The organism is Burkholderia arboris, assembly GCF_902499125.1.
Classification (GTDB): Bacteria; Pseudomonadota; Gammaproteobacteria; order Burkholderiales; family Burkholderiaceae; genus Burkholderia; species Burkholderia arboris.
Genome location: NZ_CABVPX010000046.1, coordinates 34,927 through 54,342 on the forward strand (window position 1 = coordinate 34,927; position 19,416 = coordinate 54,342).

At 57.9% G+C, this 19,416-nt stretch carries 11 protein-coding genes; 9 read left to right on the forward strand and 2 right to left on the reverse strand.

What is annotated here, in order from left to right; all coding sequences use genetic code 11:
• Positions 1-65 precede the first annotated feature (65 nt).
• Positions 66-1,103 (forward strand): replication initiator protein A, encoded by a 1,038-nt coding sequence (locus tag BLA15945_RS34975; protein ID WP_233464366.1) that lies wholly within the window; start codon positions 66-68, stop codon positions 1,101-1,103.
• A 1,173-nt stretch (positions 1,104-2,276) separates the two neighbouring features.
• Here BLA15945_RS34975 and BLA15945_RS34980 read toward each other — a convergent pair.
• Positions 2,277-3,311, reverse strand: coding sequence for a TauD/TfdA family dioxygenase (locus tag BLA15945_RS34980; RefSeq protein WP_174994500.1), 1,035 nt, complete (start codon positions 3,309-3,311; stop codon positions 2,277-2,279).
• Between the two features lie 90 nt (positions 3,312-3,401).
• Here BLA15945_RS34980 and BLA15945_RS34985 point away from each other — a divergent pair, with 90 nt between their 5' ends.
• Together BLA15945_RS34985 and BLA15945_RS34990 are read left to right on the forward strand one after the other, a co-directional pair.
• Positions 3,402-4,442 (forward strand): hypothetical protein, encoded by a 1,041-nt coding sequence (locus BLA15945_RS34985; protein WP_174994501.1) that lies wholly within the window; start codon positions 3,402-3,404, stop codon positions 4,440-4,442.
• A 4-nt stretch (positions 4,443-4,446) separates the two neighbouring features.
• On the forward strand, positions 4,447-7,788 hold the full coding sequence (locus BLA15945_RS34990; protein ID WP_174994502.1) for a UvrD-helicase domain-containing protein: 3,342 nt from the start codon (positions 4,447-4,449) through the stop codon (positions 7,786-7,788).
• A gap of 771 nt (positions 7,789-8,559) precedes the next feature.
• Here the strand turns inward: BLA15945_RS34990 and BLA15945_RS34995 are convergent.
• Positions 8,560-9,297 carry an adenylosuccinate lyase gene (locus tag BLA15945_RS34995; RefSeq protein WP_174994503.1) on the reverse strand — a complete coding sequence of 246 codons (738 nt, stop codon included), beginning with the start codon at positions 9,295-9,297 and terminating at the stop codon, positions 8,560-8,562.
• A 554-nt stretch (positions 9,298-9,851) separates the two neighbouring features.
• Between BLA15945_RS34995 and BLA15945_RS35000 the strand changes: the two genes are divergently transcribed.
• The 6 genes from BLA15945_RS35000 to BLA15945_RS35025 all read left to right on the forward strand — a co-directional run.
• The gene (locus tag BLA15945_RS35000) at positions 9,852-10,073 is read left to right on the forward strand and encodes a hypothetical protein (RefSeq protein ID WP_174994493.1); all 222 of its coding nucleotides are present in this window, start codon (positions 9,852-9,854) and stop codon (positions 10,071-10,073) included.
• Between the two features lie 1,696 nt (positions 10,074-11,769).
• Entirely contained in the window at positions 11,770-13,590 is a 1,821-nt protein-coding gene (locus BLA15945_RS35005; protein ID WP_174994504.1) for an N-6 DNA methylase, read from the forward strand.
• Positions 13,587-14,891, forward strand: a complete 1,305-nt coding sequence (locus BLA15945_RS35010; protein ID WP_174994505.1) for a restriction endonuclease subunit S — start codon at positions 13,587-13,589, stop codon at positions 14,889-14,891. Before BLA15945_RS35005 ends, BLA15945_RS35010 begins: the two co-directional genes overlap by 4 nt.
• Entirely contained in the window at positions 14,888-17,830 is a 2,943-nt protein-coding gene (locus BLA15945_RS35015) for a type I restriction endonuclease subunit R (protein WP_174994506.1), read from the forward strand. The genes BLA15945_RS35010 and BLA15945_RS35015 overlap by 4 nt, the downstream gene beginning before the upstream one ends.
• A 17-nt stretch (positions 17,831-17,847) precedes the next feature.
• The gene (locus BLA15945_RS35020) at positions 17,848-18,168 is read left to right on the forward strand and encodes a M48 metallopeptidase family protein (protein WP_265095829.1); all 321 of its coding nucleotides are present in this window, start codon (positions 17,848-17,850) and stop codon (positions 18,166-18,168) included.
• Between the two features lie 63 nt (positions 18,169-18,231).
• Positions 18,232-19,416, forward strand: a 1,185-nt coding sequence (locus BLA15945_RS35025; RefSeq protein WP_174994508.1) for a phospholipase D family protein, incomplete at its 3' end; no start/stop codon positions are given.

Below are 19,416 nucleotides of genomic sequence, written 5' to 3' on the forward strand. Positions count from 1 at the left end.
CGTCGAAGCGGGCGACCGACGAAACGCGAACAGCTTGAACGTCTGGCGGCAATGCGGGAGGGCAGATGAACTCCCCAGTTGAGCAGAACTTGCCGTCAATTGCCGAGGGTGTCGAGGATGCGCGGTTGGACATGAGTTCGTCCTCGAATTTCGTGTCGTCAACCGCATGTCGCCCGAAAGAGCCGACCCATGACGAGCAGGGCATTTCCCCGGCGCATATTGATGTGTTCGAGGTGCTTGTCGTTGCACATGACTGGTCGGTAAAGGGTGACTTGTCTTCGATGGAATACCCCATCTTCTCATTGAGCAAGAACAAAGACACCCGCATCCGTGTCTATTCTCGAGGCGGGAAGACGGTGAAGGTGATCCCCTCTGCCCTCGGGGCCGCTACGTTGTTCGACAAGGACATCTTGCTGTACTGCATCAGCCAGATCGTCAAAGCCCACGGCGCCGGCATCAAGGTGAGCCCCCGTCTCAAGATCGCAGTGCATCCGTTGCTGATCGGCACGCGGCGAAGCACGGGTGGTGCGTCCTATATGCGCGTGCTTGATACGTGCCGCCGCCTCAAGGGCACCACGATTGAGACCAACGTCAAAACTAACGAGCGCGAGCAAGTCGAAGGGTTCGGTCTGATCGAAGACTATAAGGTGGTGCAGTACACCAAGAATGGTAAGGGCGCGTTGGAACTAGAGCTGACGATCGCCAACTGGCTCTACAGGGCCGCCCTTGCCTCCGACATCCTGACGCTGCACCCAGACTACTTTTCGCTTGGCCAAGCGCTTGAGCGCCGTCTGTATGAGCTGGGCCGCAAGCACTGTGGTTATCAGCCCTGGTTCTCCATCGGTTTGCCGTTGCTCAAAGAGAAGGCTGGCAGCTCGCAGAGTGCGAGCCATTTTCGCCAAGAACTGAAGGACATTATCAAGCTCAACCGACTGCCGGACTACCGGCTGGCCCTGGACGAATCGACCAAACCCAATCAGCTTGTCTACCTAACCCGCGACAGTAAGCGTCTCGTAACAGAAGCCAACCGCGCCGGTAAACTGAGCTGGCTTTCGGACCTACTCCAGCAGCCGATGCTGTTGTCCAAGCCTGTCACCCGATGACTTGCCTATCGCCGCAGGTCGTCTATCGCCGACAAAACCGATTGCGAGCCTCAATCGGTCGATTCGTCTATCGCGGTGACTTTACTCGTCTTTCGCCGATGGTCGTTTTGCGCGAAAAGCCGCGCCGGAAGCGGGTCTTGAGCACACTGGGGCCGGAACGCGACCGAACTGCAGTCAGCCTGACGGCTGAACATTACTCGTCTATCGCCGTAACCTTGGCCACTTGTCCACAGATTTTCCGTCATCGTCGTCTATCGCCGTCGCATTTGTCGTCTATCGCCGTGACTCTGACTCGTCTATCGCCGGACCTCAAATTCGTCTTTCGCCGATGTGACATCCGGAATATTTATTTTCAATCATCGACTTACGACGGATTTCCACACCCTTAACACGCGTGCGCGTCTTAACGCTTTTTCTTTTAACGCCTTTAACGCGACACATCTCAACGGACTTCGCCCCCTCTCCTCCAAGGCGCGGCGCCCCTTGGCCTTCGGCCTTACCCTGCAAATCGTGCGCGCCCTCGGCGCGAGGATCATTACAGGCCCGGCTGCGCCAGGCGGGCTGTAGGTAACCGTCATAGCAGCAGCCGTCTAAGCGGCTCAGGACCGCCGCAAGCGGCCATCCTGACCTGGCCCGCAAGCGGGCCACCCTGACGGGCGCTAAGACCCGGGATAAATCACGCTGGCCACGTCTGCGCCGTGGCCAGCGCTCAACCGGGGCGCGTGTGCGCGCGGCTGTAAGCCGCGGTAGGGCGCGAAGGCCCAATAGGGCTTGTAGAAGGGAGCGAGGGAGAGCGATAAACCGTCAACAGGCTTATGAACGAGCGTGGCATCCATCGAGGGATGTGTCCAGTATTCGTATTGACTGGTTGATGCGGGCGTTCTCTATTGCATTGCAAAAAATCGGGCACGCTAACCGTGCTTCGGTCGGTGAACTTATTTCGACCCAGAACGGTCGGCGCGAATTGGCACGACGTCAGCGGCAGCATCTGGAGAACCATTGTGGTCCCTCGAGCAGTCAAGCTAAAGGTCAGCTACGAAGCGATTCCGATCGTGCGCGGCCGGCCACGGCATTGCCGCCTTTCGGCGGGCCTAACGGAAGTCGGCCATCCTAGCGACTGCGCCTGGAAGGCCGTTATCAAGTCCGGTTGAAGGGGCCCATCTGCTGGTGGTGCTAAGGGTACAGAATATGCGGGGGGCGATCACCAAGATGACGCTTGTAGGTCGCAAGGTTCGAGGTATCGAGGGCGTATGCACGGAGAAGCCATCGTGACTGGCCTCCGACGTCCTCTCCGACCTCTCCCCGGCCGTGCAGGCTCAACCGGTTGTTGATTATGAGGATGTCGCCCGGCTGCACCACGACCGGCACGGCAACCCGGTTGCAAACCGCCTCGAGATTGTTGGCAGCTTGTTCTGCCAGCCCGCCCATTTCGGACGGAACGACGGCGCTATGGCTATAGCGCACGTAGGTGCCACCGGCAACGTCCTTCAAAACGGGCTCGTCGACGACAACAAGCTCCTTTCCCAAGATGCGCTTCATACCCTGAACGAAAGTCTTCTGGGAGCGAATCGAGTATTGCGGCTTCTTGAGCTCATCAATGTCGTCGGGCAGCATGGTAGCAAGCACGTCCGCCAGCGGCATCAGATTCGTTGGAACGTTCATAGGGTTACGCAGCCCCACGAGAGTCACGAGGTCAGGCGAAGGGGCGATGCGCACATCTTCGGCGTCATCTTCACCATTGAACGGGAAGCTCACGCCATCCGTATGGCCGCGCATACTCTTCCTCGATTTCTCGGCGAAGGCACCGTCCCCTGGCATCGCCACAAGGTTCACGAACAGGTTGCCGTCGTTCTCGGTGGCGTAGGAGATCGTTTCCAGATTCAGCGCGCCATGTACGGCGAGCACGGCCGCCCTGCCCGCCATCGTGGCACCCGTATCGGGAACGGGAAAGAACCCTTGGGGCGTGTCGATCAGCTCGACAGGGTCGAAGACATTCTGCAGATGGCGATGCGCGGCCTGACTCACGAATCCTCGAGCGGCGGCCGGCGTATGGCCGCCGAGCATCAAATTGCGTTCCACGGCAGCGCCCAATGTCGCACTCAGGGCAGCCGGATTTGCCATCTCGGCGTGCCGTTGGGCCAGTGCGGTCGTCTGCATCCAGTGGTCCACAGCCGCCCTGACGGCCGTGGCGAGGTCCGTCTCCGTCATAGGCTCCTCCTGAGGTTGATATATTATTGATACGCGCATAAACTGATGTCAAGGGGCGAACGTTCGCCTGCTATGCCACGGAGGGCGTTAATGAATCCCGCTCATGACCCTGTAGGCCTTGCAGAGGGACGAGCACTGCTGGCCCAACTGCCAAACCTTTACCTTGCCGCCTTGAAGAGTACCCAACTAGAGTATCCAGTTGGGGGCGAAGTGCGCTGCTCATTTGAACTCCCCACCTTAGGCAAGCGAACAAAGACAGCGCCTACTGCAAGGGAAGCTATCCACGCTGTCCTTATAGAGCTTTCTGATGTTTTGATGACCCGGATGCCATTTCACGATTGGTCAAAGGATGCGGACAAGCATGCCTTGCCTATTGCACCTTCGATGGGAAGTACATCGTCGTTGGAAAGCGAGAGCGCCGAGCGATTTCAGTCAAAGGATCGCCAGTTCACCATCGGGGTCACACTGCCCGTGACATTGAAGAAGGCGTTGAACGGCCTTGCGGAACAGCAAGGAACAAGCTTTGCGGGTGTTGCTCGTCAATTGGTAGCGGTAGGGTATGACGACTTCGACGATAGGTCGTTCTCGGAAGGGTCGGCGGGACTGCTCTCCAAGTTTGCTTCCGACGTTGGCAAATGGTTTCCCGCAGACACTGAGCAGGTAATGCTTAGGCTCGATCGATCCTTGGCAGTACGTCTTCGTTCTAGTGCAAAGGAGTACCGAAGGTCAGCATCCGAGTTTGGAGTGATGTGCTTGGCACATGGACTTGTTTTGCAGACTCAGCTAGTTGAGCTCGAGCAGAAGGTCGCAGCATTTCGCGGTGCGGCTGTTCGCAAACTTGCTCCACAGGTCGGTCTCGGAGCTCAGGTAGCTCTGCTCTCGGGAGTGCTCGCAGGTTCCATCCGTGCACCAAAGAGGGTGCTGAGGCGTCTCAGTGAAGTCTTCGATGCGACAGAGCTTGCTTTGACAGAGTTCTTCAAGCGCTCCTTTGAGAATCGCACTGTTCCAGCGTTCAAGGCAGAGAATGGAAAGCCTCAAGTATCTCCTTCTGCGACGTCTTGGGAGGATGCTGTCAAGTCGTTGAACTTGCCAGCGGACCAAGCGAAGGAACTTCTTCAGCTCGACGAATAGAGCCATGAACCCATTTCAGCGTGCACGGAACGAAGCCAGAGCCACAAGAGAAAGGCTTGCCCCTGGACAGGCTGACACTGCTATTCCGGCAAAGGACCTTCTCGGAGCTATCGAGGACGAGCTCGGCCTTGCCATCGAACCCGTCGAACCGTCATATCCTGACCTTGGCGAGGGAAGCGCAGTACTGCAGCGCGAGCAGTTGTTCATCTATGTCAGCAACGAAGTCCCGTTGTGGAGCGATGTATTCTGCGGACTCGTTGCCCATGAGCTCGGCCACTGGTTTCTTGATGCAACCAAAGCACCGATAACGGTTGCTCACCTGAAGACTCTATTTGGGAGTGACGGTTCGCCCGCCGTCATGAAGGTGGAGGCCTATGGAGCCAGAGAGCGACAGGAACTTCAAGCCAACGTATATGCTAGAGAGCTGTTGTTGCCTCGGGACTTGGCGCGCAAACTTGCGCTTAGTGGTGTGGGCCCAAGCAGTGTCGCCAGGGACCTTGGCATTCCACTGGAGTTCGCTCGCCAGCAGATGCTTGACGCGCTGCTTCTGCCAGATACCGAATCCGCTGCTAGTGCGCTGAATCCCCCGAGTCCCGACCAGCTCGCTGCTGCACGAGCCGAAGAGCGTGCAGCAAACGTCGTTGCCGGGCCCGGAACAGGCAAGACGTCGACGCTCATCCACCGGGTCAAGTATCTCGTTGAAGAGAAGAAGGTGGACCCAAGTCAAATCCTCGTTCTGACGTTCACGAACAAGGCTGCATTTGAACTTGTCGAGCGTTTGCGCGGCGCCGGCATTGACCGCGCAGCCGACATTTGGGCAGGTACTTTCCACGCATTCGGGCTCGAGTTCCTGCGCAAATTTCACCAACGGTTCAAGCTGGAACCCGACCTGCACGTCGCTGACCGTCTCACGTCGATGACGATGCTCGTGGCGGGGCTGCCGCAGTTGAGCTTGAGCTACTACCTGAGGGTGGAAGACCCATATGATTGGCTCAGCACAGTCATCGAGGGAATCAAGCGCCTCAAAGAGGAACTCGTTTCTCCTGAAGAGTACCGCGAGTACATCACCGAGAATCCAGCGGAAGACGCAGAACTTCAGCGCCGTCGGGAAGATGTGGCGACGCTCTTTGAAGCGCATGAAGGGCTGCTGGCGCAGGGCCGGACGGTCGACTTCGTCGACCTCATTGCAAAGCCGGCTCTAGCTCTTAAGGCAGACCGAACGCCATTCACCGAGCTCGCCGACAGGTTTCAGTACATCCTCGTCGACGAGTACCAGGACGTTACACACGCAATGGTCGAGCTGCTGCGCCAGTTGGCGCAGAAGGCGAAGTCAATCTGGGTTGTTGGCGACGTTCGGCAAGCCATCCATCACTGGCGCGGTGCCTCGCTCAAGAGCTTGTTGAAGTTCGACGCAGAGTTCAAGGCGCACGCTGGCGGCACAAAGATCCAGCGCTATCCCCTCGATACCAACCGTCGCAGTGCCCGCGAAATTCTCGATCTGGTGCAGGAGGTGGGTCGTCAGCACAAGCTTGAGACCAGCATGCCGCTCGATCCGATGTCGGCGGCAAAGGGTGCTTGTGGGGAAATGCCCAAGGTCATTACTTGCGCCAAGCGGGAGGAAGTCCTAAGTGCGGTTGTCGATAACGTGGTGGCTCTACAAAGGGCTGCAGTTCCCTTCGGACGCCAGGCAGTATTGTGCCGAAACGGCAGCGATGTTCAGCAGGCTGCTGAAGTACTCGCCTCCCGAGGGATTCCGGTAATCTACATCGGCGAATTGGCGCAGCGACCAGAGATCAAGCGGCTACTCTGCCTGATGCAGCTGCTCGTGGAGAGACAACCGCGAGCACTATTGGGCCTCGTGGATGTTGCCGGATTGGCAATGCCCGTGGCCGACATCCACCGACTGCTGGAGGCGGCTAATGCCGACATGGTGTACCAGCGAGGCCGGTGGCTGGAGGACCTGCCGACAGGCCTTTCCGCTCCGGGCATGGCAGTCATTGCAAAGCTGAGCCAATTGCTGCGTGGCCATCGCCATAGTTCCAACCCCTGGGCCTTCGTTTGCGACATCCTGCTGGAGCATCACTTCGGTCTGCCGCCTCACGCAGACCAATCCGTCAGTGCGTGGGTGCAGCGGATCGCACTATGGCAATTTGCGTATGCTGTTCGCAACGGAGATGGCGAAATGAAGGAGGCACGCCTCTCGCGCTTCCTGATGCGTCAGCGCTTGCGACAGCGCATCGGTGAAAGTTACGTCGACCGCGAGCTGCCCCCCGAAGCCGGTGCTCTCGATGGCGTGCGACTGCTGACTGTGCATGGAAGCAAGGGGCTTGAGTTCGAAGCGGTTCACGTGGCCTATGTCAATGCAGGAAGCTATGGCGCGCAGATGCCCACGTGGGTGCCACCCGAGAACGTGTTGGACATCGTGCCTCCGGAAGCTCTTGGTAGCAGCCAGGCCGAATACGACGTTGAAGCGGCGGTCGAGCGAAACAACCTGCTGTACGTCGCGGTCTCACGTGCCAAGCGCCACCTCCACATCTATCAGGAGAACGAGTTCGGTGACGACACGCTCGCTCCGCAGCTCCAGCATTTTCCTCGCAAGTTCATCCCTGTTTGCTATAGCGGCTCGGCCATTAGGGCGGCTGCCGCAGCACCACACCGGGCATTTACGCCGCCGAGCGTCGTGAACTTTGAGCATTTCGACACCTATGTGATGTGTTCCCTTCAGTACTGGTACTCTCAGGTCGTAGAGCTCAGGAGCGAAGCGGATATCGACATTTCTCTGCGAGCGCGTTGGGCAGTCATGAGCGCTTTGAAGGCGGTGGCCTCGGGCATGCCGGGTGCGCCGGATGCACACCTGCTTTCGGCATGGACGGAGCAAAAACTTCCATCCGACCTTGAGGACCCGTCTCTATGGCGAGATGCGAACTTCGCGTTCTCGCGAGGCCTTGACCTCATGCGCTTGATTCTTAATGAAGGCGGCCGATTTGCTGAACCCACCTCCCTCGTCGGTGGAGTAACCGTCCAGATGCCATGGGGCTTCGTTATCAAAGGGCCGTACTCCACTGAGTTCGCGATGATGCGCTTCGCCCGCCGTAGGGTGTCGGATATTTCGACGGTGTTGAAGCCTATGGTTCCCGGTCTCGACCTCCCTGGAACGAAGAAGCTAACTCTCAACCACGTCCTCTCCGACAAAGTCGACGACGTGCCAGGCGGCAAGCGCCTCGAGGCAACCAAGTCGTTCAAGGCGGCGGTCCGAATGCTCGCGGGCGACAACCGACCTACGAAGGGTCGGCACTGCGGCCGCTGCGCCTACATGACCATCTGCCCATCGGCACCGAGCTTGTAGCAATGCTGAGGAGAGGTCCACCGGTCGTTCGCTCCGACGCCTCTCACGCGGCGGCAGACGCCGCGGTGCCGTGACTGAGCGCACTTACCTTACGACCAGCTTCAACGGATGGACCGCGTCAAGGCTCTTCACGCTCGACCCGCCGCTGCGTCTAAGCAGTTAGCCGCGAGTCCCATATGCTGGTTACGGTGGGTTCCAAGTCGAGGCGCGACCAAATAACCTCGGCGGCCGGGCTGAAAAAAGAGACGGCATTCAGTCATCGAATGTTTCACGGAAGATTAAGAGACTTAACTGGCCCCTTGCATCGCAACGCTCTCGGCTGTTTCGAGGGGAAATGTTTCACGGTTGGAAAGGGTTTGGCGGCAAGCCAGCATTTCAACGGTGACATAACAGCGCGTATGTAAGATTGCGGCCGCCGATCGTCATACTCATGACGTTATACGTAATCATGAATCAGCAAGTTATGGTGTGACGAGGGGAAGCGATGCTGCTTCGCCGGAGTAGCCGGAATCCCAGCACACACCGTTTACCGGGGGAATCCATGGTTGATTTGCCACGGCGACGTGGCGAAGGCTGCGCAATGCAAGTGGCTGCCAGGCTGTCGCCGAACAGCCAAGAGCAGACGTTCGGCCATAGCGTTGGCAATCTCGAGCGAACGATAGCGAGAATGTAAGTCTTGATCGCCGGCAAAGGATCGCTCGAACCCCAGTGCCTAAATTTGACTCAAGCCGCGATGTGGCTTCAGCTTAGAAAAATTGCGACGTCCTTTGATCACGGCAGGAGCAACCATGTGACCTGGTAGACGCGCCCAAGAAGGACTTGCACCTGCTCAATTGGTCTGGCACGTTCCAAAGCCGGCGTCATTGTCGCTCGGAAGCGAGAATTTCGAGTTCTATCAAGCAGTTCGGCACTTAGCTCTTCGATGTAGTTAAGGTCAAGACGACTCTCTCTTAGTTTCGGGGAATTTTCCTTTCCTCCTGAATAGTGACGCTCGAATCGGCGAGTCTCCGAGTGAAGTGTCGCATTTAATCCCGTTGGGCCGTAAGTAATGTTGTGGCGGTCGGCGTCGCCAATTTGACCGACATCGATCGGGTCAAGAAGTATCGAGTTGCCGGCAATACTGCTTGCGCGGAAATGCGTTTCGAGTTCGTGGCTGAGGTGAAATTGGGGTGCGCAGTAGAACGCATTTCCCTTAGTTCGACTTAGCTCGAAAAGCGTGTTGTGCTGCTCATTGTCCACTGGGAATCTGAAATATGGGCCAGAATGTGCATCAAAAAAATGCGCATTGCGTCCGGCCTTGGTATCGGCGTAGGAGGAGACCTTGTGTTGGAAAAATACAGATTTTGTGTAATGACCATGTCGAATGCGAAATTCGACGTCGTATCCCAAGTCCTTCTCTGCTTGTTGAGATGGAATATGTGGATGACTAGCCAACAGAGCAGCGTTTGAGCGACAGTATTCAGCATTGAAGCAGAACTCAAACGTCCTTTCACTAAATCCAGGGCCCATACATAATCCTTGTTTGAACAGAGCTTGCCGCCTATTAGGCAAGCATTGAAGTTCGGTTGCGCATCGAAATCGCGCCATCGGCACTAAGCCGTCTGACGAAGCACACTTTATCAGTGAAATATCCAGTCAACCAGTCCAGGCAAGGCCAGGCATTGAGTCAGTAAGATGATCGCTTTGGGGCGAAATGCGCCTGCTAGGCGAGTGCGGGTTGTGTGCCAGCTCTTGTGATGCAGCCTAGGCGGCTGGCAATGCCGAAAATGACGGATATGCCGACTATCGACCTAGGGGTTATTTGGTCGCGCGGCACCGCTGTGTGACCGTTCGAGTACGACGGTGCCTAATGCCATCAAGGCACTATTTGCAGTGTCTGCGACGCTCGGCGAGGGTTCCTGGGAGTGGCGAGCCAGCCGAACGGCTCCTGAAGCCCAAAATTTCGCCTGATTCTTTCAGCTGATCGAGGTTATTTGGTCGCGCCCACGGGATGCAGCAGGCGAAATCAACACTTTCGAGAGTCTGGGCAGCTGGCGTATGCTTGTAACAAAGGAGAACATGCCATGCCAGCTGACAAACTAGGCCGCTATATGCGGAGCCCCGAGTTTCTGAAGCGGGCCAATGAAGCCGTCGCTGAAGCTGTGCGCGATCTGGAGTCGTGCGGCATCCGGCCTGTTTATCTCGATCGGAAGACAGGCAGGATTGTCGGTGGCAGCGAGGACGTGTTACGCGAAAACGGCTCTTGCGAGGAGCGGCTGACGTCTGGACGCAGCCAAAACGCTTGAGATCAGTGAAATGGGAGTTGACGGACGCGCAACGAATGCTCTTCGTCAACTATCCGTTCCGAGGCGTTGATCGCCGGATGGACGCTTGCATCGACGCAGTTGGTTTTGCGGTTTGCACTTGCCGGAATTCAGACCAGGCGCTGCGGCGCGGTGCATAGTGTCGGCGCGCAGTGCGGGTCGATCGGTGGCCGAGGAGAGCGGCAACCTCTTCTGCGGACGCGATAGCCTTCGCGTTCGCAGAAAATTGATGGCGAGCGGAGTAGAGCGCGTATGTTCGCTTGTAGTCACCAGGCCACAGAGCGGCGCACGTTCGTCGAATTGCTTGCGTGCATCCCTTCTGAATCACGGAGAACTCGAGCCCGCTAGCGAGAAGCTCTCCGAGTGACTCAATGTGAGCGCGGACTACTGGGAAGTCGTCGGCGCCAACGGGGACCACTCGGCTTATGCCCGTCGCTCGGCCGTTGGTAGCTTTTGCGTTCAGTACGTTGAGAGTCCTGCCGTCTTCGGACAGTCGTGCATTTTCCCATTCGCACGGACGCAACCCCGTCGCAAGTCCCGCCATTAACCACAGTGCGGCGCGTTTCGAATAATCGCTAGCGCGGGCTGGATTGGCGAGGTTTGCTACCAGCACATCATAGTCGCGCCTTGGAATGCCTTTTCGTTTGCGCGATGACGTGTGGCCGGGGTCGCGGTTCGACCGACAATCGGTGGACGGAAGGCTGCGGATCTCCTCTGCGGTTTGTTGGAACAGCGGATCGCGGTTTCGCTCGAACTCGATCTCGTATCTGCAAACGAGGCTAGCTTGGTACTGCCGAAAAGTCGCCCACTTCCAGTCCTTGGCGCGCCGCTTCATGTAGGCAATGACATCGCTTGGTGCCGGATAGGCATCCTCAGGTAACTCCAATTCTTCTGCGATCCGACACAAGAGGCCATGTGCGCGCGACAGGTATGCAGCGATGGTCGGTTTCGTTCGGGTTTGACTTCTGGCCGTTTGACGTGGGTCCTTCATGATGTGGATCCGGCTTCCCTTTCGAAGGCAATTGGTGAGTGGTCGACTTGGCGTGATCGAGAAGTTGCGGTTTCAAGGCTATCAGTTTTCGAATGAATTTTGCATTCTGCCCGATCGTATTCTGAGTGCTTTGGGATTCGTTACACGGTGAGGTATCACGTAGCGGCTATATTCCATATAGCCGCGTTACAGCTTCACATGGTGTGAGCTGTAACAGCCATAAGGTGTCTTAAAGGACTCAGATACCGGCAGGTTAGAACCCGTACTGGCCGCGTGCTCCCGCTCATGCGGCGGCGGCAAGTTGCATCCTGTTGGTTGAGATAGCAGTGGTATAGGGGCGAACGAGTCGGATGCGTCGAAAGTGCGTCGTTTTGGGGGGGCATCGTAAAGTGTCGAGCTCTCACGAAAGTGGAAGCGACGCAGAAGTGCGTCGATTTGCGGCGGAGCGCGCTCATGTGAACTCGGAGCTGCGTCAATAGTGCGTCGTTTTCTCCATCGCCGATAGCGACCATGAATCGGGCACGACTCAGGGAGTGAGCTGCAGACTCCTGATGCCGGTCACCGCTGAGCGCGTGCCTGCAGCTTCCTGTCGAAACGAAGGGACTCGATTCTTCGTTCGGCCAGCAAGCCAAGACTAGGTTCGGCAAGGTCTTGACAAATTTCTGTCATATCGCAAATATAGCAAACATGACAAAAATCCATCTACCTGCAACGCTTCGCGCCATTCGCGCCAAGCTCAATCTCACCCAAGAGCAGCTCGGCGAGCGGCTCGGGGTATCGTTTGCCACGGTGAATCGCTGGGAAGGAGGCGGTAGCAAGCCGCAACGCGCAGCGACTGAAGCCATTTCGGCGCTCGCGACGGAAGCGGGGATCGAGTTGGAATCCCTCGAGATCACGGCAGCCGTTCCCGCCGTGCCACGCCTCCGCCGCGGACGGGCAGCGCCGCCCACGCCGACTACCAAGCCGATGGAGCAGATGCTTTGGGATGCGGCCTGTTCGATCCGTGGCGAGAAGGACGCGGCAAAGTTCAAAGATTACCTGCTACCGCTGCTGTTCCTGAAGCGATTATCCGACGTGTTCGACGATGAGGTTGGGCGCTTAGCTGAGGAATACGGCGACCGTGCTACGGCGCTAGAGATCGCTGAAGCGGACCACTCGCTCCTGCGCTTCTATATGCCGCCCGAGTCACGTTGGACAATCATCAGTGGCCGTGAGTCTTATGAGTGGCCACTTGACGAACGTGGAAGGTCTACCGCACCGAAGGACATCGGGGAACATTTGACCAAGGCCGTACGCGCGGTGGTCAAAAACAACCCGTCGCTTTCGGGCGTGATTGATGTCGTGGATTTCGGCGCCGAGCGGAACGGCGAGCGTGACATCAACCCGGCCAAGTTGCGCGGCGTGGTAGAGACATTCTCCGATCCGCGTTACCGCTTGGGGCTGGCCGACGTGCAGCCGGACTTCCTGGGCCGCGCTTACGAATATCTGCTGCGCAAGTTCGCCGAGGGATCGGGGCAGAGCGCAGGCGAATTCTTCACGCCGACCGAGGTGGGCTTCCTGATGGCTCACATCATACGACCGAAGCCCGGCGAGACCTGCCATGACTACGCGTGCGGTTCGGCGGGCTTGCTTATCAAGCAGCAGCTCGTCGCCCGCGAGCTCGACCCGACTAGCAAGGTGCCGCTCAGGCTCTCCGGTCAGGAGCTGCAGGCCGAGAGCTATGCCGTCGCTCAGATGAACGCAATCATCCACGACATGGAGGTGGAGCTCGCACGCGGAGATACGATCATCAACCCCAAGTTCCGGGATGCCGATGGCACGATTCGCCAGCACGACATCGTCGTCGCGAATCCGATGTGGAACCAGCCGTTCGCGTCCGACCTGTTCGCCAACGACCCGTTTGATCGCTTCCGCATTGCCGGCGGCATCACTAGCGGCAAGGGTGACTGGGCTTGGCTGCAACACACGCTTGCGTGTATGGACAACGACGGTCGGGCCGCTGTCGTGCTCGACACCGGCGCAGTCACGCGAGGCTCAGGCTCGAAGAACGAGGACAAGGAGCGCAACGTCCGAAAGTGGTTCGTCGATCACGACCTGATCGACGGCGTGATCCTGTTGCCCGAGAACCTCTTTTACAACACCACGGCCGCTGGCGTGATCGTTGTGCTGCGCAAGAACAAGCCCGCCGACCGGCGCAACAAGATCGTCTTGCTCAATGCAAGCAAGCATTTCAGAAAGGGACGGCCGAAGAACTATCTGCCCGAGGATGACCTCCGCTCGCTAGCGGCGATGTACCACAAGGGCGAGCCGGTCGAGGGTGAGCTGACCGTCATCACCATGCAGCAGGCCGAAGAAGCGGACTACAACCTCAGCCCGGGGCGTTGGATCGCCCAGGGCGGCGACGCGGACCATCGCTCCATCAAGAGCATCATGGCGGACATACTGGCGCTTGACGAAAAGGCCAGAGAGATCGATCAAACCCTCGCAACGCTGCTCGCCCCCCTATGACGAATTCAAACTGGACATGGCGCCCCTTGGGCGAGCTGTTCGAAATCGGCGCGGGCAAAACGATGTCCGCCGCAGCGCGCGCCGGAGCCGACAAAGTGCCATTTCTGCGCACGTCAAATGTGCTTTGGGACAATATCGATCTCACCGAGGTCGACGAGATGTCGATCTCCGCAGCCGAACTAGTGGTCAAGAGCCTCGAAGCTGGCGACCTGCTGGTATGCGAAGGTGGAGAGATCGGCCGCGCGGCCGTCTGGGACGGTCGCGTGCCCGTGATGTCGTTCCAGAACCACCTCCATCGACTGCGCCCTCTTTTGGGCGACGTGGATGCGCGGTTCTACGTCTACTTTCTACAGAGTGCGTTCACGCAGCTTGGCATCTTCGAAGGCGCAGGCAACAAGACAACGATCCCCAATCTTTCACGCAACCGACTCGCGGCGCTGGATGTGCCTCACCCACCATTAGCAGAGCAACGGTCGATTGCGGAGTCGCTTGCCAAGGTGCGTGATGCAATCGTTGTTCATGACAAGGCCACGTTGACCGCGCTGGAGTTGAAGCATGCGGTGATGAACGACCTTTTCGCGCGCGGCTTGCGAGGCGAAGCGCAGAAGGAAACCGAGATCGGGCTAATACCAGAGAGCTGGAGCCTCGTCGAATTCCGCGAAATCCGTGAATGGTTGCAGTACGGCACATCGACGCGCTGCAGCGTCGAACGACGCAGCTATCCGGTCTTGCGGATACCGAACGTCGAATCTGGACGCGTCAACCCTTCGGACTTGAAGTACTGTGACCTTTCTGCGACTGAAGCCAGCAAATATCTGTTGGAACCGAGCGATCTCCTTTTCATTCGCACCAACGGGGTGCTGGAGCGACTAGGCTCTTGCGCTGTGTATCAAGGCGAGCCGGAGGGCTCTCTCTTCGCGTCCTACCTGATCCGGGCTCGAGTCAGGACGCCCGTCGCCAATCCGCGATACCTCGCGTACTTCTACGGATCACGCCTAGGCACATCGCTGATCGCCGGTCGCGCTACCCCGGCAGCAGACGGCAAGTACAACTTGAACACAGGCACCATTGACTCGCTGCCGATGCCCCTCCCGCCGACGTTGGACGAGCAGACGGAAATTGTCGGCATCCTCGAAGCCATCGACCGCAAGATTGACTTGCACCAGAAGAAGCGCGCCGCGCTGGAGGAGCTTTTCAAGTCCCTGCTGCACAAGCTGATGACCGGAGACCTCTCAGTCTCGGATCTGAAGCTGTCGGCACTTTCCTCGGCCTTGAATGAACGCGAGGATATCGCGGCATGAGCACCCTCAAGATCAGCGAGGCTGGCACCGTGCAGTTTCCAATGGTGAAGCATGCCGTCGAAATCGGGTGGTCAGCTATCACGCCCGACGATGCCCGAATCAAGCGCGGCGGCGAGTCGGGCGCATTCTTACGCGACGTGCTGGAGGCTAAGATTGCAGCCTTCAACCCTTGGCTCACCGCCGACGCAGTGCGCTCGATCGTCGAAACTATGGATGCGCTGCCTGCCAGCATCGAGGGAAACCGTGAACTTCTGGCGTGGTTGCGCGGCGAAAGGCAGTGGTACGACGAAGCCGAAAAGCGCCATCATGCCGTAACGCTGATCGATTTCGAATACATTGAAGACAACGTCTTCCATGTGACGTGGGAGTGGAAGATCAAGCCGCCTGCTCGGAAGGGAAACAGGGCCGACGTGATGTTTCTGGTCAATGGCTTCCCGGTCGTTATCGTCGAGCACAAGAACCCGAAAGACGGCGACGGTATCGAGCGTGCGATCAAGCAGTTGCGCCGATACGAATTGGAGACACCGGAGCTGCTCGCCGCGCCGCAACTCTTCAACGTCACGCACCTGCTGGACTACTGGTACGGTGTAACCTGGAACGCGAATCGGCGCGACATGGCGCGCTGGAAGCAGGCGCCCGAGGAGACTTATCGGTTCGCGGTTCAGGCCTTCTTTGAACGCCACGACTTCCTGCGCACTCTGCAGCACTGGATTTTGTTCTACGTGCAGGACGGCGAGACGCGCAAGTCGGTGCTGCGCCAACACCAGCGCCGTGCCATCAACGCCATCCTCGACCGGTGCGCCGATCCAGCTAAGACGCGTGGGCTGGTTTGGCACACCCAAGGCTCAGGCAAGACGTTCACGCTGTTGACCGCAGCGCGCCTGATCCTGGAAAACAAGGCGCATTTCGCCAATGCAACGGTCATCATTGTCGTAGATCGCACTGAGCTGGAAGGCCAGCTAAAGGGCTGGGTGGAGCGTTTGCTCGGGGAGATGCAGCAAGAGGACATCGCCGTAACCCGCGCGAAGAATAAGGCCGAGCTGCAGTCCCTGCTGGACGCCGATTTCCGGGGCCTCATCATTTCGATGATCCACAAATTCGAGGCCATTCGCAAAGACAGTTGCCTGCGCGACAATGTCTACGTTTTTATCGATGAGGCCCACCGCTCGGTAGCCAAGGATCTAGGTACCTACCTGATGGCCGCCGTGCCCAAGGCCACGATCATCGGTTTCACTGGCACTCCCATCGCACACACATCGCAGGGTGAGGGCACGTTCAAAATATTCGGCACGCAAGACGAGCAGGGGTACTTGGACAAATACTCGATCGCCGAGAGCATCGCCGACGAAACCACGTTGCCGATCAAGCACGTGATGGCACCTAGCGAAATGACGGTGCCAGCTGAGCGGCTGGACAAGGAGTTCTTCGCGCTGGCTGGGAGCGAAGGTGTCACCGACGTTGAAGAGCTCAACAAGGTACTCGAACGCGCGGTAGGACTTCGAACTTTCCTTACGGCCGACGATCGCATCGAGAAGATAGCGACCTTCGTGGCCGAGCACTTCAATGAGAACGTGCTGCCGTTGGGCTACAAAGCCTTCGTGGTGGCGGTGAACCGCGAAGCCTGTGCCAAGTACAAGAAGGCACTGGACAAGCTACTTCCGCCCGAGTGGGTTGTACCGGTCTACACGCAGAACGCGGCGGATGCGGTGGATCGTCCATTGGTCGCCGAGCTGCAACTCTCGGACGAGCAAGAGGAGCAGGCGCGACTATTGTTCAAGAAACCTGCCGAGAACCCCAAAATTCTGATCGTCACGGACAAGCTGCTCACCGGCTATGATGCGCCGCCGCTATACTGTCTGTACCTCGACAAGCCGATGCGCGACCACGTGCTACTGCAGTCCATTGCGCGTGTGAACCGCCCATACGTTGACGCTAATGGCGTGCAGAAGCGCGTCGGGCTCGTGGTGGATTTCGTGGGTGTGCTGCGCGAGCTCAAAAAGGCGCTGCAGTTCGATTCGTCAGACGTCGGTGGCGTGATCGAGGACCTGGACGTGCTACTTCAGGAATTCCTGAAGAAAATCGCGCAAGCTGAGAAAGATTACCTGCAAGTCTCCAGCGGCGACTCCCCGGACGAGCGCCTCGAAAAGCTTGTGTTCGGCCGCTTCCTCTCGCCCGATGCTCGCAAGGCATTCTTCGAGGCATACAAAGAAATCGAGGCGTTGTGGGAAATTCTCTCGCCCTCGCCGGAGCTGCGCGATCACATTGGCACTTACAAACAGCTTAGCCAACTCTATGCGGCCGTGCGCAATGCATATGCTGAAAAAGTCGGGTTCGTGGCGGATCTCGCTTACAAGACGCGTCGGCTGATCGAGGAGAGCGCAGAACAGCAGGGGCTGGGGCGGTTGACCAAGAGCGTGACCTTCGACGTACAGACCCTGCAGGCGCTGCGTAAGGAAGATGGCTCAGACGAGGGCAAAGTCTTCAACCTGGTGCGGGGCCTACAACAGGAGATGGACGAAACCCCTGCAGTCGCGCCTGTATTACAGCCGCTGAAGGATCGTGCCGAGCGCATTCTGAAGGACTTGGAGGATCGCAAGACCACCGGACTGGCCGCGATGGACCAGCTTGCGGCGTTGGCCGCCGAGAAAGAAATAGCGATTAAGGCGGCGCGGGACAGTGGGCTATCCGCGCGAGCATTTGCGGTGTATTGGGTATTGCGCGAGGACGTCGCGGTTAAGACCTCTGCTATCAATGCGATGATGCTTGCAAAGGACGCGGAAGCACTGTTGTCGCGCTTTCCGAATTCGGCAGTGAATCCAGATGAACAACGTCGCCTTCGGGCTGCCATGTACAAGCCGGTACTGGCGTTAGGGCAGGACGAACGCGCGCGTGTCGTCGATCTCATCGTCAGGCTGCTGCTCGCGGAGGCTGACGAGTGAAGTCGTCTCTGTACCCTGTGCAAGAGCTGCGACGGCGCGCGTTGGCGTGGGCGGTCAAGCTGCGCGTGAACCCGCGCGTCGTTCGGATTCAGGAAATGCGTAGGAAATGGGGTTCCTGCTCCTCGTCCGGGACGATCACTTTGGCTTCCGATCTCCTCGACCTGGATGAGCGCGTTCAAGACTACGTCATTGTCCATGAGTTGCTCCACCTACGCTTCGCTAGCCACGGAAGGGTGTTCAAGGCCTTGATGGGTGCCCACGTCCCGCAGTGGCGTGAGCTTGAAAGGACGCTCCGCACCGAGAACGCAAGAAACCAGCGGGGTAATCGACAAGCCTAACTCGAAATCCAAAATAGTCAGTGCCCGAAGCCACCTTGCACATAAAGAGGAAACACGAACCTCATGCGTTTTATCGCTGGTCCCCTCAATAGGCAGCTCCTGCACAATCTGCTAGTCGAAATGATTGACGATTGCACCCGGGTTCGCGCTGCAGTCGCGTATGCCAGCCAGGATAATATGCAGCTCTTCGAGGCTTGTGCTAAGCATCTCAAGCCTCTCGAATTCTACGGTCGCTATGATCACACAGTGGCGATTGACCCCGCGGTGCTCAAGTGGTTTTTAGAAAAGGCAAGCCCAAATTTCGAATGTCGGCTTGTTCCGGATATCCTTCATGCGAAAGTTATTTGGTGGGTCGATGCGGGAGTGTATATTGGCTCAGCTAACCTATCCGATCGGGCATGGATATCGAATATCGAGGCTGGCACATTCCTGTCGCATGACGAGCTAGTCGAGACAGGAATGGAATTGGAGCTCCTACGATTCTTCGAAGAAGTTGACGACCGCGCACGTCCGTTGACCAAGGAGATCTACCAGGAGCAATTACGCCTCAAAGAGAGTCGGTCAGATCTTGAGAGACGCGACTATGGCCTTGAGCAGCAGTTCGACAAGAACAGGTTGCTGCCGAAGAACCATGGGCTGGTGTTCGTGGATACTAAGCGCTCCTCCGAGAAGCGCTTCCAGAAGTTCGAGCAGGACTGGAGCGACACGTTGCAGGTTATGCGTGCGATTGCTGCTAGAGTCTCAGCGTCTCATGTTAAGCCGGATTGGATCGATGCAACGGTGCCACCAGGCGTTCAGGCCGACCAATTTCTCCACGCTTACTACTATAAGCAAGTAAAGGACGGGAACCGCCACCCATATGAAGAGTTCTTCGCTAGGAACTCAAAAAATCCCGAGCTGGCGCTGCGCGATGCAATGGAGTGGTGGCATGAGGCCGACTTCGACCATTCGTTCGAAGAGCGCACGATCTATGAATGGTCGCCACGGCTGCGAGAGCTCTTGGCACGCGACCGCATTCTCAAGCTGAGCGAGGAAGAGTTTGTTGATGCCATTTCGCGCGTCCATGCGATCCGTGACCATGCCATTAAGCAAGAGAATGAGCACCTCGGTTTGCCCGACATGCCGCAGGCCGGCGACGATAAGGTGCAGAAGTTCGGGGAATGGATTTGGCGTAAGCGTCATTTCGTGGCCGCATGGACAGAGCTGCAGCCGGTGTCCAAAGTGATGTCCGTTACTTCAAGTGATGGG